Genomic DNA, 15,149 nt, shown 5'->3' with positions numbered 1-15,149 from the left:
GGAAGTCGCAGGCGGTTTTCGAACGGGCCGGGGGGAACCGCGCGGGGCGCGGTCCCGTCCCACAGCGCGACCGTGGAAGAAGGGGGAGCCATGAGCCGCACGGGAACCACCTGCCCGGGATGCGACCGCGACGACCGGGTGCAGGCCGTGCCCGCCGTGTACCTTGCGGGCCGGGACGCCGTCACCAGCCGGGAACGGAACCGCGACGGCGACATGCGGACCGTGACGCGGACGGTGACCACCGGCCTCTCGGACGCGCTCGCGCCGGTGCCGCGGCCACCGGCGTACGGCATCGTCGTCCTCGGCGTCCTCGCCGCCTTCGTCTCGCTCGCCACCTTCATCGGCGGCGCCCAGGCCGGCCACTGGTTCGAGGACGAGCCCGCGGGGGCGGACGGCGACGGGGTGCCGCGCGTGGGCGGTGTGTACCTCGTCCCGGACGGCTCGACCGTGCCGGACTACTCGCAGCCGCTGGGATCGGCCGCGTCCCCGCCCGACTTCGCGTACCTCGGTCTGATTTCGGCGGCGGCGCTGCTCGCCGTCGTCCTCGTGGCCGTCGTGGTCCACCGCCGCCGGACCGCCTTCGTCCGCCTGACGCGCGGACGGCACCGCGCCGAGGAACTCTGGTCGCGGGGCTGGTACTGCCACCGCTGCGGCACGGCCCACTTCGCGGGCGTGCCCGGCGAGGACCGGGCCCCGCTCACCCTCCAGCGCTTCCGCGAGAGGGTCTGGGAGCACGGCGGGTACGGGGACCTGGCGGCGGAACAGCGGGCGGTGGACCCGGGCCGTTCCTGACGGGGCCGCCACGCGGGGGCGGGGTCCGGGTCCGGGGCCGGGCCGCCGTACGGGGGCGGGGTCCGGCGGCCGGGTTCGTCGTAACCCTCGGAAATCCGCCCCCCACCCCCTACCGTGCCGCTATGCGGATCTCGACCACGATCTTCCTGACCGACGAGACCATCGGCCCCGTGCGGCTCGCGCGCGAGCTGGAGCAGCGCGGCTTCGCGGGCCTCTACCTCCCCGAGCACACCCACATCCCCGTCTCCCGCGAGACCCCCTACCCGGCGGGCGGGGAGCTGCCCCGGGAGTACGCCCGGACGCTCGACCCCTTCGTGGCCCTGGGGCAGGCCGCGGCCGTCACCGAACGCCTCGGCCTCGGCACCGGCATCACCCTGATCGCCCAGCACGACCCGATCGTGCTCGCCAAGCAGGTCGCCACCCTCGACCACCTCTCCGGGGGCCGGTTCACCCTGGGCGTCGGCTTCGGCTGGAACCGGGAGGAGGCCGCCGACCACGGCGTCGACTGGTCCACCCGCCGTGAGCTCGGCCGCGAGCGCCTCGACCTGATGCGGGCCCTGTGGGCGCCCGAGCCGACGGCATACGAGGGGAAGCACGGCGACTCCGTACGGGCCTCGGAGGTGTGGCCCAAGCCGGCCGGCGGCGCCCCGCGCGTCCTCCTGGGCGGTGCGGCGGGCCCGAAGCTCTTCGCACAGATCGCCGCGCAGACCGACGGCTGGATGCCGATCGGCGGCCGGGGCCTGACGGAGTCCCTCCCCGTCCTCCGCGAGGCCTGGGAGAAGGCCGGCCGTGACCCGGAGACCCTCCGGCTCGTCCCGTACGCGGTCCTCCCGAGCCCCGGCAAGCTCGCCCACTACGAGGAACTGGGCTGCGACGAGGTGGTCCTCCAGCTCCCGCCGGGCGACGAGTCGGAGGTCCTGACCGTCCTGGACGCGTACGCGCGGTACCTCTGAGCGCCTCCGGGGCGCGGCCGGGTCCGGGTTCCTGCGGGGACCCGAACCGCCGCGCCGGGAAGCGCTCGTATGCTCGGTCCATGACGGATCACCAGGCAGGACGACCCACCGAGAACGCCATGCGCCGTGCCCTCAAGCGGGCCAGGGACGGGGTCGCGCTCGACGTCGCCGAGGCCGCCGTGCTACTGCGGGCGCGGGGGGAGGACCTGGCGGATCTGGTGGCGTCCGCGGGGCGCGTGCGGGACGCCGGTCTGGAGGCGGCCGGGCGGCCGGGGGTCGTCACGTACTCGAAGAGCGTGTTCATACCGCTCACCCGGCTCTGCCGCGACAAGTGCCACTACTGCACGTTCGTCACCGTCCCCGGCAAGCTGCGCCGGGCCGGGCACGGGATGTTCATGTCGCCGGACGAGGTCCTCGACATCGCCCGGCGCGGCGCCGAGGCGGGCTGCAAGGAGGCCCTGATCACCCTCGGCGACAAGCCCGAGGACCGCTGGCCCGAGGCCCGCGAGTGGCTCGACGCCCACGGGTACGACGACACCGTCGCGTACGTGCGGGCCATGGCGATCCGCATCCTGGAGGAGACGGGGCTCCTGCCCCACCTCAACCCCGGCGTCCTGTCCTGGACCGACTTCCAGCGCCTCAAGCCCGTCGCGCCCTCCATGGGCATGATGCTGGAGACGACCGCGACCCGGCTCTGGTCCGAGCCCGGCGGCCCCCACCACGGGTCCCCCGACAAGGAACCGGCCGTGCGGCTGCGGGTCCTGGAGGACGCCGGACGCTCCTCCGTCCCCTTCACCTCGGGGCTGCTGCTCGGCATCGGGGAGACCCTGGAGGAGCGGGCCGAGTCCCTCTTCGCGCTGCGCCGGATCGCGCGCGCGTACCACTCGATCCAGGAACTGATCATCCAGAACTTCCGCGCCAAGCCGGACACGGCGATGCGCGGGATGCCGGACGCCGAACTCGACGACCTCGTCGCCACCGTCGCCGTCGCCCGGCTCATCATGGGGCCCTCCGCCTGCCTCCAGGCCCCGCCGAACCTCGTCGACTCCGAGTACGAGCGGCTGATCGCCGCCGGCATCGACGACTGGGGCGGGGTCTCCCCGCTCACCATCGACCACGTCAACCCCGAGCGGCCCTGGCCGAAGATCGAGGAGCTGGCCGCCCGTTCGCGGGCCGCCGGCTTCGAGCTGCGCGAACGCCTCTGCGTCTACCCGGAGTTCGTCCGGCGCGGCGAGCCCTGGCTCGACCCCCGGCTCCTCCCGCACGTCCGCGCCCTCGCCGACCCCGAGACCGGTCTCGCGAACCCCGACGCGCCCGTCCGCGGCCTGCCCTGGCAGGAGCCCGACGAGGCCTTCACCGCCACCGGCCGCACGGACCTGCACACCGCCATCGACACCGAGGGCCGCACGTCCGACCGGCGCGAGGACTTCGACGACGTGTACGGCGACTGGGACGCGCTCCGCGAGGCCGCCGCCCCCGGGATGGTCCCCGAGCGCGTCGACGCCGACGTGCGCGAGGCACTGCGCACGGCCGCCGACGACCCGACCAGGCTCACCGACGCCCAGGCGCTCGCCCTGCTGCACGCGGACGGCCCGGCCCTCGACGCCCTGACCCGCGTCGCGGACGACGTCCGCGCCTCGGCGGTCGGCGACGAGGTCACGTACGTCGTCACCCGCAACATCAACTTCACCAACGTCTGCTACACCGGCTGCCGTTTCTGTGCCTTCGCACAGCGGCGCACCGACGCCGACGCGTACACCCTCTCCCTCGACCAGGTCGCGGACCGCGCCCAGCAGGCCTGGGACGTCGGCGCCGTCGAGGTCTGCATGCAGGGCGGCATCCACCCCGACCTGCCCGGCACGGCCTACTTCGACATCGCGCGCGCGGTGAAGGAACGGGTCCCCGGGATGCACGTGCACGCCTTCTCCCCGATGGAGGTCGTCAACGGGGCTTCCCGCACCGGCCTCTCCATCCGCGAGTGGCTCACGGCGGCGAAGGAGGCGGGCCTCGACTCCATCCCCGGCACGGCGGCGGAGATCCTGGACGACGAGGTCCGCTGGGTGCTGACGAAGGGCAAGCTGCCGACGGCGACGTGGATCGAGGTCGTCAGGACGGCCCACGACCTGGGCATCCGCTCCTCGTCGACGATGATGTACGGGCACGTGGACCAGCCCCGGCACTGGCTCGGCCACTTCCGCACCCTCTCCCGCATCCAGCAGGAGACCGGCGGCTTCACGGAGTTCGTGACCCTCCCCTTCATCCACACCAACGCGCCCGTCTACCTCGCGGGCATCGCCCGCCCGGGCCCGACGGTCCGCGACAACCGCGCGGTGACGGCCATGGCCCGCCTGTTGCTGCACCCCTGGATCCCCAACATCCAGACCAGCTGGGTGAAGCTGGGCGCGGAGGGCGCGGCCGAGATGCTCCGCTCGGGAGCCAACGACCTCGGCGGGACGCTGATGGAGGAGACCATCTCCCGGATGGCGGGCTCCGGCTACGGCTCGTACCGCTCGATCCGGGACCTGGAGGCGATCGCGGAGGCGGCGGGACGGCCGTCCCGGGCCCGGACGACGCTGTACGGGGCGGTGCCGGAGGAGCGCCGGCGCACGGCCCGCGCCTCGGACGGCCACCTCCCGACCCTCCTGCCGGTCCTGCCCCAGCAGTAGCCCCCGCCCGTGCGGGCCGCGCCCTGCGGGGCGGTGCCCCCGCCCGTGCGAGCCCGCGCCCGGCGGGGCGGACCCCACCCGCCGTGTGGGCAATCGTCCCGCTGGGGCGGGACGGGTGGGCACACGGGACGGCGCCCTTCAGCGGCGCCTCCGCGTTCCGCGCCTGAACCCGCACCCCGTGTGCGGCGCACCGGTGGTGAACGTGCAGGCGCACCAGCCTCTGGCGCCGGCAGGGCGCGGGTCCGTTGTGCCCACCCGTTCCGCCCCAGCGGAACGACTGCCCACAACGGGGGCGCGAGGGTGGGCACCGCCCCAGCGGGGCGACGCCCACAACGGCGGGGCACCGCCCGGCGGGCGCGCCCACAGCGGCGGGGCGGCGCCCGTCGTGAGGGGGGGGAACGGGGGCAAACGGGGACCGAAGGGTGTCCGGTCGCATAACGTTCCGCGCCCCGAACGCACGTACCCGGTCCATTACAGTGCTGCGCAGACCGGTAGACGGGGGGAGGGCACGACGTGGCCACGACAGCCGCAGCCGTGTGGGGCCGCGCCGAACAGCAGGACTTCCGGGCCCGCGTCAGGGGCTGCCTGCTCGGCGGCGCCCTCGGCGACGCGCTCGGCGCGCCCGCCGACGGACACGCCCTCGCCGCCCTCCGCGAGGCCCACGGACCTGACGGACTCGCGGACCCGGTGCCCGCCTTCGGCCGCCGCGGCGCCGTCACCGCCGCGACCCAGATGGCCCTGTTCACCGTGGACGGCCTCATCAGGGCCCAGGTCCGCCGGGACACGGGCGCCTGGCACCCGCCGACCGACGTGCACCGGGCCCATCTGCGCTGGGCGGCCACCCAGCGCGACTGGGGCCCGGACGAGCGCCGCAAGGACAACGGCTGGCTGGCCCACGAGGAGTGGCTCTACGCCCGCCGCAATCCGCCCCGCGCCTGCCTCACCGGTCTCGGCGACGAGGTCCTCGGCACGCTCGACCGGCCGAAGAACCCGGACGCGCGGGACTCCGGGGCCCTGCCCCGCTCCGCCCCCTTCGGGCTGCTCGTCGGCTGGGAGCCGCAACTGGTGTGCCAGCTGGCGGTGGAGTGCGCGGCGCAGACGCACGGCGCCCCGGAGGCGGGCCTCGCGGCGGGCGCCTTCGCGGTCACCGTCCACGGCCTCGCGCGCGGCGGCCCGGTGGAGGCGGCGGTGGCCCGCGCCCTGGAGCAGCTCGCGGCGCGCCCCGGTCACGAGCCGGTGACCGAGGCGTTGAGGGCCGCGCTGGCCGCCGTACGGGAGGGGGTGCCGGACGCGGACCGGGTGACGGCTCTCGGGGCCGGTGAGGACCGGGCCGAGGGGCAGTTGGCGGCGGCGGTCTACTGCGCGCTGGTCGGCGAGGACGTACGGCACGGGCTGCGGCTCGCGGTGAACCACGACGGGCCCTCGTCGGTGACGGGCGCGCTCACGGGTGCGCTGCTGGGGGCCCTGCACGGCGAGACGGCCCTCCCGCCGGCCTGGCTGGCCGAGCTGGAGGGCCGTTCGACGGTCCTGGAGCTCGCGGACGACTTCGCGATGGAGATGACCCAGGGAGCGGCCCTGCACAGCGCGACGGAGTCGTCCCCGGGCTGGCTGGCCCGTTATCCGAGGGGCTGATCGGTCCGTGCTCCCGGCTGCGCGGGGCGGCGTCCCCGTCCGGTCCGAGCCGGTCGAGGAGCGCGTCCCGCTCCGGGGTGTCCTCCGGCTCCACGTACTTGACGAGGACGTACGGGAGGAGCGAGGTCCCCGCCGGCGGTGACGGACCGGCGGGCGTCGGCGGTGAACCGCACGGTCTGACGGTCGTCCTCGCGGGATGTGAGGCGCGGGGTGCCCATGCGCCGGCGTCCGCCCTTCAACCCGTCGCAGAAGTCGCGGTGGGCGGCATCCAGGTCCCGAAGGGACTGCTGCGGTACGACGGGGGACATGCGCGCACACCTGTGCATCAACGAGTGAACGGGTTCAGCGCATCAGCTCCCCGGCGTTGACCAGCAGCGACTGCCCCGTCACGGCCCGCGCCCGGTCCGAGGCGAGGAAGACCGCCGCCTCCGCCACGTCCCCGTCCGTCGCGAGTTCGGGCAGTGCCATCCGCTCGGTGAGCCGGGCGAGCACCTCGGCCTCCGGCACCCCCTCGGTGTGGGCGGCGAACCGCACGTACGCCTGGACCGGCGGCCCCCACATCCAGCCCGGCAGCACGGTGTTGACCCGGATCCGGTGCGGCCCCAGCTCGTGCGCGAGCGAGTACATGGCCGAGGTCAGCGCCCCCTTCGAGGCCGCGTACGCCGCCTGCCGCACCTGCGAGGGCGCGGCGACGGCCGACTGCGTCCCGATCAGCACCACCGAGCCCCCGCCCTCCTTCAGCGCCGGCAGACAGGCCCGGGTCATCCGCAGCGTGCCGAGCAGATTGACGTCGAGGACTCCCTGCCAGGTCCCGAAGTCGGCGTCCTCCAGGCCACCGAAATAGGAGTCCCAGGCGGCGACGTGGACGACCGCGTCGATCCCGCCGAAGCGCTCGACGGCGAGCGCGGCGAGGGCCTCGCACTGCTCCTCGTCGGTGATGTCCGTGACCCGGTAGGCGGTGCGGCGGCCCTCCGGGTCGATCTCCGCCGCGGACTTGGCGAGGTTGGCCTCGGTGCGGGCGCCGAGCACCGCGTTGCCCCCGTCCCGTACCACCGTCTCCGCGATCCGGTGCCCGAGCCCGGCACCGACCCCCGACACGACGACCGTCTTCCCCTGGAGCAGCATCCGGACCCTCCTCGACCCTGGCCAAGCATCTGACGGTCCGTCAGAGTAGGACTCCGTCACCGACATGGGAAGACACGGGAAGGGGTACGAGAGTGAGCGAGGAGACCCGCAGCGAGACGTACGCGGAACTGGCGGCCGTCGGCCCGTACGGGGTCCGACCCGGCCACGCGCTGATCACCATGGTCGAACCGCACCCGGGCCACGAGTACGCCTACAACCGCTGGTACGAGGACGACCACTACTACGCGGGCGCCATGGCGATGCCCTGGATGTACGCCGGCCGGCGCTGGGTCGCCACCCGCGAACTCCAGGAGCTGCGGCGCCCGGAGAAGTCCGCCGTCGCCCAGCCGGTCACCGCCGGCTGCTACCTCTCCACGTACTGGATCACCGAGGGCCGCTACGACGACCACATGAAGTGGACGGTCGGCATCAACAAACGGCTCAATCGCGACGCCCGCGTCCACCACGAGCGCACCCACGTCTTCACCTCGTTCCAGAACCACGAGGCGACCGTCTACCGCGACGGGGCGGCGGGCCCGCGCGACTTCCACGCCCTCGACCACCCCTATGCCGGGCTGATCCTCCAGGTGATCGACGCCGACGGCCCGGAGCGGCGGGCGGAACTCCTCGACCGCCTGCGCACCCGCGACCTGCCCCGCCGTCTCGCCGGCTCACCGGCGGCTCTGGTGACGCTCTTCCGCCCCACCCCGCTGCCCGGCGACCGCATGACGTACGTGAAGCAGGTCGAGGGCGTCGACACCCGGCTGACCCTGCTCTGGTTCCTGGAGCGGGACCCCCGCGCGTGCTGGACGGAGCACTTCGCGGACCTGGAGTCCCTGGGCGGCCCCGACGGCCGGGTGGAACTGGTCGCCCCCTTCATCCCGACGGTCCCGGGCACGGACCGCTACGTGGACGAGCTGCGCTGAGGCCCCCGGGCCTCCGGGCAAAGGCCGAGCCCCCTCGGCCAGGACGGCGGACCGGTCGAGAGGGCTCATTCGTACTGCCGGCGACGGCGTGCACCGGGGCTCAGAGGGCCCCGTTGCTCACCTCGCCGACGAAGGCGTTCCACGATCCCGGACCGAAAGAGAGGGACGGACCCTCGGGCGCCTTGGAGTCCCGCACCGCGATCGCGGCCATGACGGGGGACTTCACTTCGACGCAGGCCCCGTTCCCACCCGAGTACGAGGACTTCGTCCAGGTGTCCGTACCACCCTGAATAATCGCCATGCTGCTCACTCCGGTTCTGCCGAGTAGTGTGTCGCGCCAACGTTCTTGATGGCGTGATCGACGCTACTCGCCGGTCCCGCCCGACGGGACCGGCGTTCACACGTCCGAGTGGCATATTCCAACTGGGCTTCCGTGCAAGCGATCACGGGGTGTACGGTGCCTGCCCCGCCTGCCGGTGGTCAGCCCTGGGCGTGCTTCTTCGCCATCTTCGAGATGAACTCCCGCGTCTGCTCCACGTTCAGCGCCTGCGCCCTGAGGTGCTCGTACATGACGGAGTACTTGCCGACGTCCTGCGCCTTCTCCAGGTACAGATCGCTCGTCACGCCCTCGATGTAGACGACGCTGGAGTCCGAGGTGTCCGGGAACTCCAGGATCGAGTACTGCCCGCTGATCCCCGGATGCGCGCCCATCTCGAACGGGATCACCTGCACGGTGACGTGCGGCAGGTGCGACTGCTCGATCAGGTGCTCCAGCTGGTCGACCATCAGCTGCCGGCTGCCCACGATCCGGTGCAGCGCGCCCTCGTCGATCACCGCCCACAACCGCAGCGGACGCTCCTCGTCCCGGATCCGGTCCTGGCGGCGGGTCCGGACGGTGACCCGCTTCTCGATCTCCGCCGGCGTCGACTCCGGCATCGCGCCGGAGATCACGGCCTCCGCGTACGCGGGGGTCTGGAGCAGGCCCGGGATGATCTGCGACTCGTACATCCGCAGGCTCTCCGCGTCCGTCTCCAGACCGATGTAGACGCTGTACGGGATGTCGCCGAAGGCGTGCCACCAGCCCTGCTGGCGCGAGTCCTTGGCCATCTGCATGAGGGAGTCGACCATGCGCTCGTCCTCGACCTCGTACACGCCGCACAGGTCCCGGACGTCACGCTGGCTGATGGAGCGACGGCCGTTCTCCAGCCGGCTGATCTTGGACTGGGAGACGAGAAGGCGCTCGGCGACCTGCTCGGCCGTCATGTTCTTCGCCTCGCGGAGCTTGCGCAGCTCCTGGCCCAATCGGCGTCGCCTGACGGTGGGGTTGACGTTGGACGCCACGGAAACTGCACCTCCGGCTGTCTGCTGCGTAGCTGTGAGTACCTACCGCTTGGCAGACTGCCACCAATGGCCGGGTGCGCGCTGGGAAAACAGGACAACGCACGTGCGCGGGGCGGCCGTCCAGACCGCCCCGCACACCTGTGCGGCTCCCGGAGTGGTTCCAGGTGGTTCGTGGTGCTGGTTCATGGTGGTGCGTGGTGCGTGGTGCTCGTACTGGTGCTGCTCGTCGCGCGGTCGTGTCCGCGTCCGTGATCAGTGCGCGGCCGCGCGGGCCATGCTGCCGCGAGGCTGCGCCGGGACGCCCGCGGCGCTCCGGCGCGGCTGTGCCGCCGCACCGTTCTGGACGTCCATCACGGCGTGCGCCACGAGTCCGCCCATCGGGTCGTGCCGGATCAGGTCGCGCAGCCGGGACCGCGACGACCGTCCTTCGTTGCCGGGGTAGAGGTGCTTGCCGAGACCGACCGCATGGGCCAGCGCGGCAAGCGCCGCGGTCCGCGGGTCCGGCGGTACGCCGGTGCGGATCGCACTGTCCAGCCGGGCACGGATCTCCCGACTGATCGCCGTGTCGGTCGCCTGGTAGCGAGTCGTCGGCAACACCCCGCACATCTGGCCCTCCACGGCATGCACCATGCCGCATCGCTCCAGATGCGAGAGATACGTCTGACGGAGCCCCAGCCGGGGCCCGCCGATCCAGTGGACGGCCCGAACCGGACTGCCGCGCCTGCGCAGCAGTTCCAGTGCGGAGTCCAGTGTCGGATCTCCGGTCGGCCGTGGCATCACCACGGCGATACGATCCCCGTCAGGGGCTATCCGGCCTGCCAGAGCCAGCTCCACTAGCTGTGCTCCGGCCAGACCGAGGTCGAGCGACTGCGGCTGCGCTGTGGTACCCGTGGTCGGGTCCAGAGCGAGCAGCAGAAGCTCTTCCGGAATAGTTCTGCGGCTCCTGCCCATCCATGCCTCCCCGCGTGGATGAATGACAGGGTGACCCCTCTCACATTCATCTGTCGAGAGTGCCTGGATGGTTCATCCGGGAACCGGTAGGTATGTCGTTCTCGTCTAGCACGGGAGCCAAGGGGTTCACACAGGACACTGGTAGACGGTTCGGACGTACGTATGACGCATGGAGGAGGCACGGTGGCGGGCGAGTCCCCCGACAAGGCGGAGCAGGGGTCGTCTCAGGAGACGGCGGCCTCGGGCGGCGGCAGCCGGGATCCTCGGCTTTCCGTGCTCCGCGGGTCAGAGTCCTCGCCGTCCTCGGCGGTCCGGGTGGACCAGCCGACGGCCGTGTTCAAGACCCTGACGCCGCGTACGCCCGAGGACGACGGGCCGAAGGCGGACGCGGAGACGGACGCGGAGACGGGGACGGACGCGGAGTCCGGGGCTGAGCCCGGCGCGGAAGGCGACCGCCTGAAGGCGGCCGTGGCGGCGTGGGTCGCGACGGAGGAGGAGCCGGAGAGGTCGGACAAGTCGGAGAAGGGGAAGGCGTCGGAGGCGTCGGCCGACGAGGCGGAGCCGGAGGCCGGGCCCGAGGAGGCCGACGAGGCCGCGCCTGAGGACGAGACCGGGGCCGGCGACTCCGAGGACGAGGACGAGCCGCAGGACGACGAGTCCGACGAGACGGGCGAGGAGCCCGTCGAGGCCGTCGAGGACAAGGCGTCGGTAGAGGACGCAGAAGACGCAGGGGACGAAGGGGACGCCGAGAAGGCCGAGGAGGCCGAGGGAACCGAGGGAGCCGAGGGCAAGGCGCCCTCCGCTTCCTGGTTCGCCGCGCGGAAGGCGGCTGCCGACGAGAAGCCGGCGAAGCCCTCGGAAGCCGCCGAGTCCTCGGACGCGACCGACGCCGCCGAGTCCTCGGACGCGACCGACGCCGCCGACTCCTCGGACGCGACCGACTCTTCGGATTCCTCCGGTTCCCCCGACTCCTCCCGTCCCTCCAAGGACGAGGAGCCCGTCGACCAGCCGACGACCATGTTCAAGATGGTCCGTCCGCCCGTCGTGGACCAGCCGACGACCGCCCTGAAGCTCCCTTCCGGTCCGGCCGCGGACTCCGACAGCGAGCGCACCAGTGTCTTCCGCGCGCTGCGCCCCGACATCCCGGCCGAGCAGAAGGCCGAGAAGGCCGAGAAGGCGGCGCAGGAGGCCGCCAAGGCCTCCGCCGCCCCGGCGGCCGCTCCCAAGGCCCCTGAGGCCCCCAAGGCCCCCGCGTCCAAGGAATCCGCCCCCAAGGTGCCCGCCGCGCTCGCCGAGCCGGAGCGGACCCGGCAGCAGCCGCTGCCGCCGCTGCCTCCGCTCGACCTGCTCGCGGAGCTGACGAACACCCCGCCCCCGCCGCCGAGCCCGCTGCGGACGGCCCTGAGACGGGTACGGATCTGGACCCCGCTGGTCCTGCTCCTCCTGATCGTCTTTGCGATCGTGCAGATGGTCCGCCCGCTGCCCGCACCCGCGCTGACGCTGTCGGCCGAGCCGACGTTCACCTTCGGCGGCGGCAAGCTGCAGATGCCGTGGCCCGGCGAGGGACAGGGCGCCGTCGAGGTCGAGGGCGTCGGTTCCATGGGCCTGTACGGAGCGCAGAAGCCGGCTCCGATCGCGTCCGTGACCAAGACGATGACGGCGTACGTGATCCTCCGCGACCACCCGATCAAGGGGAAGCAGACGGGGCCCGAGATCACGATCGACAAGAAGGCCGCCGACCAGGGGAAGCACGCGTCGGAGTCGACGGCGCCGGTCCAGGAGAACCAGACCTACACGGAGAAGGAGCTCCTGGAGCTCCTGATGATCCCCTCCGCGAACAACGTGGCCCGGCTGCTCGCGCGCTGGGACGCCGGCTCGGAGGCCGCGTTCGTCGAGAAGATGAACGCCGCCGCGAAGGACCTGGGCATGACCCAGTCCACGTACACCGACCCGTCCGGCCTCCTCGACAGCACCATGTCGACCCCGCAGGACCAGCTGAAGCTGGCGAAGGCGGTCATGCAGTACGACGTGTTCCGCGAGATCGTGAACATGCCGAACGTGACGGTGGACGGCATCCCCGGCCGGATCGAGAACAACAACAGGATCCTGCTCGAACCCGGTGTGAGCGGCATCAAGACCGGCTCCTCGACCCCGGCCGGCGGCAACCTGCTCTGGGCGGCGAACACCGTCGTCGACGGCCAGAACCGCCGCGTCCTCGGCATCGTCATGGGGGCCAAGAACGCCAAGATCCTCAACGACAAGCTGGACCTCGCCATCGACTACAGCCTCAAGCTGATCCAGCAGGCCCAGAAGGACGTCACCTCGACCGCCGTGGTCAAGAAGGGCCAGGTCCTCGGCTACGTGGACGACGGCCTCGGCGGCCGGACCCCGGTCGTGGCCACCAAGGAGCTCAAGGCGGTCGGCTGGCCGGGCCTGGAAGTGAAGCTGGAGCTCACGGACGGCGGAAAGGCCCTCCCGCACTCCGGCAAGGCGGGCGACATCGTCGGTCAGGTGTCCATCGGCACCGGCACCGGCAAGGTCAGCTCCCCGGTCGCCCTGAAGGCCGACCTGGTGGAGCCCGGCTTCGACAAGAAGCTGACCCGTCTGGGCTGAGGCCACCCGATCGGCCCCATCCGCTCGGCCGGGCGCCCCGGATTCTCCGGGGCGCCCGGCTGTTAGCGTCTCCGGGGGTGAGAAGGACGCGTGACCTACGCGAGAAGCGAGCAGCGCGACGGGCAGCAGCACGGGAAAGGGCCGTAGTGACCACCGCCGAGCCGACACGCGCCGACCGCGCGGACTCCGACCCCGACGTCTACCGTGATGCCCATGAAGCTCGTGACACCGACGGCGGCTCGACCACGGATATCGGACCCTCTTCGCTCTCGCGAATAGTGCTTCCGACGCAGCGGCCCGCCCCGGCACCGTCACCGGTCCCGGCGCCGCCCGCCACCGCCCCCGCCCGTGCCCCACGGCGCAAGCGCCGCTACACGGTCATGGCGGCCACCGGGCTCGCCGCCCTCACCCACGTCCTGTGGTTCTTCTTCTTCGCGAACAGCGGCGGGGACCTGGCCGCGCAGGACGCCTGGGCCGAGTTCGTCGGACGGCACCCGGACTCCGCGTACAACCTGGCCTGGTACGGCGGGATGCACCCCGTCTCGTACAGCGTGGTCTCGCCCTACCTGATGTCGGTGCTCGGCGTCCGCAGCACGATGATGGTCGCGGGGACGCTGTCGGCCGGCCTGACCGCGCTGATCCTGGTGCGGGTGCGGACGGTCCGCAACCCGCTGGTCTGCTCGATCGCGGGCGTCTTCGCCTTCCTCTGCAACGCGCTCTCGGGCCGGGTGACCTTCGGCCTCGGCATGATGTTCGCGCTCGGCGCGGTCGCCGCCGTCTTCTGCTGGCCGTACCGCTGGCGTCGCAAACGCTGGGCGAAGGCGGCGGTCGCCGCCCCGCTGGCCGGTCTGGCGACGGCGTGCAGCCCGGTCGCGGGCCTGTTCCTCGGGATCGCGGCGGCGGCGCTGTTCCTGAACAAACGGCGCCCCGGCGCGTACGCCCTGGGCCTCGCCCCGGTCGCGGTGGTCGCCCTCTCCTCCTGGCTCTTCCCCTTCTCCGGCACGCAGCCGATGGCCTTCGGCTCGACGGCGCTGCCGCTCCTCTTCGGAGTCCTCACCTTCCTCCTCGTCCCGAAGGCCTGGCGAACGGTCCGCACGGCGGCGGCGGTCTACACGATCGGCACGCTGCTGACCTGGCTGATCGACTCCCAGATCGGCTCGAACATCTCCCGGCTGCCGATGCTCTTCGCGGGCGTGGTGCTGCTCGCGGCCCTGCCGTACACGGCGCCGCGCTCACGCCGCTGGTACGCGCTGCTGCTCGCCGTCGCGGGACTGAACTTCTGGATCGGCTTCAAGGGCGTCGACGACGTCATCCGCACCGCGCCGGACGCGTCCTGGGCGCGCGAGCTCGCGCCGCTCGTCAACCAGCTCCAGGTCCGGGACGCGGGCAAGGCGCGGGTCGAGGTCGTACCGGCGTCCAGCCACCGCGAGTCCTCCGCGCTCAGCCCGTACATCAACCTGGCGCGCGGCTGGAACCGCCAGGCGGACATGGAGCGCAACCCCCTCTTCTACGACGACACGCTGAACGCCGTGAACTACCGGGACTGGCTCCACCGCTGGGCCGTCCACTACGTCGTCCTGCCCACCGGAGCCCCCGACTCGGGCGCCGAGCAGGAGGCGGAGCTGGTCGGCGAGGGCCTGCCGTACCTGAAGCAGGTCTGGTCGGACGAGAACTGGCGGCTGTACGAGGTGCAGAACCCGACTCCTCTCGCCGACCCGCCGGCCGAGGTGCAGAGCGCCGAGGAGAACGAGGTCGTGATCCGGGTCGACCGCCCCGGCCGGGTCCTGATCCGCGTCCCGTACTCGCCCTGGCTCGCCCTCATGGACGAGCACGGCGGCAAGATCGAACCGCCGAAGGAGACGGAGGCCTCGAAGCTGGCCCGCGAGGTCTCGGAGACCGAACTCCCCAAGGTCTTCGCCAACGAGAAGGGCTGCCTCTTCAAGGCCGAGGCGGACCTGGAGGGCGACGAATGGACGGAACTCGTCGCCCCGAAGGCGGGCGTGTACCGCCTGGGAGCCCCCTACAAACTCTCGCGCGGCACGGCCTGCCCGGAAGAACTCCGCTGACCGCATCACTCCACGTAATCGAGTGACTCCATGCGGCTAGGATGCACGGACCCCGCCGCGGCCGCGCGGCGGACCGAGACAAGG

11 protein-coding genes are annotated in these 15,149 nt (G+C 72.5%); 7 read left to right on the top strand and 4 right to left on the bottom strand.

Translation table 11 applies throughout. From position 1 onward, the window contains the following. Positions 1–90 precede the first annotated feature (90 nt). The 4 genes from ACIGW4_RS28490 (at position 91) to ACIGW4_RS28475 (ending at position 6,043) form a co-directional block, all read left to right on the top strand. Positions 91–792, top strand: a complete 702-nt coding sequence (locus ACIGW4_RS28490) for a hypothetical protein (protein WP_399583618.1) — start codon at positions 91–93, stop codon at positions 790–792. A 122-nt stretch (positions 793–914) separates the two neighbouring features. Continuing rightward, positions 915–1,745 (top strand): LLM class F420-dependent oxidoreductase, encoded by an 831-nt coding sequence (locus ACIGW4_RS28485; protein WP_398712476.1) that lies wholly within the window; start codon positions 915–917, stop codon positions 1,743–1,745. Positions 1,746–1,825: 80 nt separating this feature from the next. After that, positions 1,826–4,411 (top strand): bifunctional FO biosynthesis protein CofGH, encoded by a 2,586-nt coding sequence (locus tag ACIGW4_RS28480; protein ID WP_399583615.1) that lies wholly within the window; start codon positions 1,826–1,828, stop codon positions 4,409–4,411. 513 nt (positions 4,412–4,924) lie between these two features. Then, positions 4,925–6,043, top strand: coding sequence for an ADP-ribosylglycohydrolase family protein (locus tag ACIGW4_RS28475; protein WP_123459058.1), 1,119 nt, complete (start codon positions 4,925–4,927; stop codon positions 6,041–6,043). A gap of 342 nt (positions 6,044–6,385) precedes the next feature. Here ACIGW4_RS28475 and ACIGW4_RS28470 read toward each other — a convergent pair whose 3' ends face one another. Continuing rightward, the gene (locus tag ACIGW4_RS28470) at positions 6,386–7,168 is read right to left on the bottom strand and encodes an SDR family oxidoreductase (protein ID WP_123459059.1); all 783 of its coding nucleotides are present in this window, start codon (positions 7,166–7,168) and stop codon (positions 6,386–6,388) included. A gap of 92 nt (positions 7,169–7,260) precedes the next feature. Here ACIGW4_RS28470 and ACIGW4_RS28465 point away from each other — a divergent pair, with 92 nt between their 5' ends. Further along, positions 7,261–8,094 (top strand): hypothetical protein, encoded by an 834-nt coding sequence (locus ACIGW4_RS28465; RefSeq protein WP_399583611.1) that lies wholly within the window; start codon positions 7,261–7,263, stop codon positions 8,092–8,094. A gap of 100 nt (positions 8,095–8,194) precedes the next feature. Here the strand turns inward: ACIGW4_RS28465 and ACIGW4_RS28460 are convergent, their stop codons facing one another. The 3 genes from ACIGW4_RS28460 to ACIGW4_RS28450 all read right to left on the bottom strand — a co-directional run bounded on the left by ACIGW4_RS28460 (position 8,195) and on the right by ACIGW4_RS28450 (position 10,386). Next, positions 8,195–8,395, bottom strand: a complete 201-nt coding sequence (locus ACIGW4_RS28460) for a DUF397 domain-containing protein (RefSeq protein WP_093875591.1) — start codon at positions 8,393–8,395, stop codon at positions 8,195–8,197. A gap of 179 nt (positions 8,396–8,574) precedes the next feature. Then, positions 8,575–9,435 (bottom strand): helix-turn-helix transcriptional regulator, encoded by an 861-nt coding sequence (locus ACIGW4_RS28455; RefSeq protein WP_123459061.1) that lies wholly within the window; start codon positions 9,433–9,435, stop codon positions 8,575–8,577. Positions 9,436–9,687: 252 nt separating this feature from the next. Beyond that, entirely contained in the window at positions 9,688–10,386 is a 699-nt protein-coding gene (locus ACIGW4_RS28450; RefSeq protein ID WP_116160457.1) for a GPP34 family phosphoprotein, read from the bottom strand. Positions 10,387–10,659: 273 nt separating this feature from the next. On the opposite strand from ACIGW4_RS28450, the gene ACIGW4_RS28445 reads away from it, so the two are divergent. Together ACIGW4_RS28445 and ACIGW4_RS28440 are read left to right on the top strand one after the other, a co-directional pair. Continuing rightward, positions 10,660–12,999 (top strand): serine hydrolase, encoded by a 2,340-nt coding sequence (locus tag ACIGW4_RS28445; protein ID WP_399583607.1) that lies wholly within the window; start codon positions 10,660–10,662, stop codon positions 12,997–12,999. Positions 13,000–13,145: 146 nt separating this feature from the next. Next, positions 13,146–15,065 (top strand): MFS transporter, encoded by a 1,920-nt coding sequence (locus tag ACIGW4_RS28440; RefSeq protein ID WP_399583604.1) that lies wholly within the window; start codon positions 13,146–13,148, stop codon positions 15,063–15,065. Positions 15,066–15,149: the final 84 nt, after the last annotated feature.

Source organism: Streptomyces sp. NPDC053513 (assembly GCF_044544765.1).
GTDB lineage: Bacteria > Actinomycetota > Actinomycetes > Streptomycetales > Streptomycetaceae > Streptomyces > Streptomyces litmocidini.
This window is presented reverse-complemented; position numbering and strand designations above follow the sequence as displayed.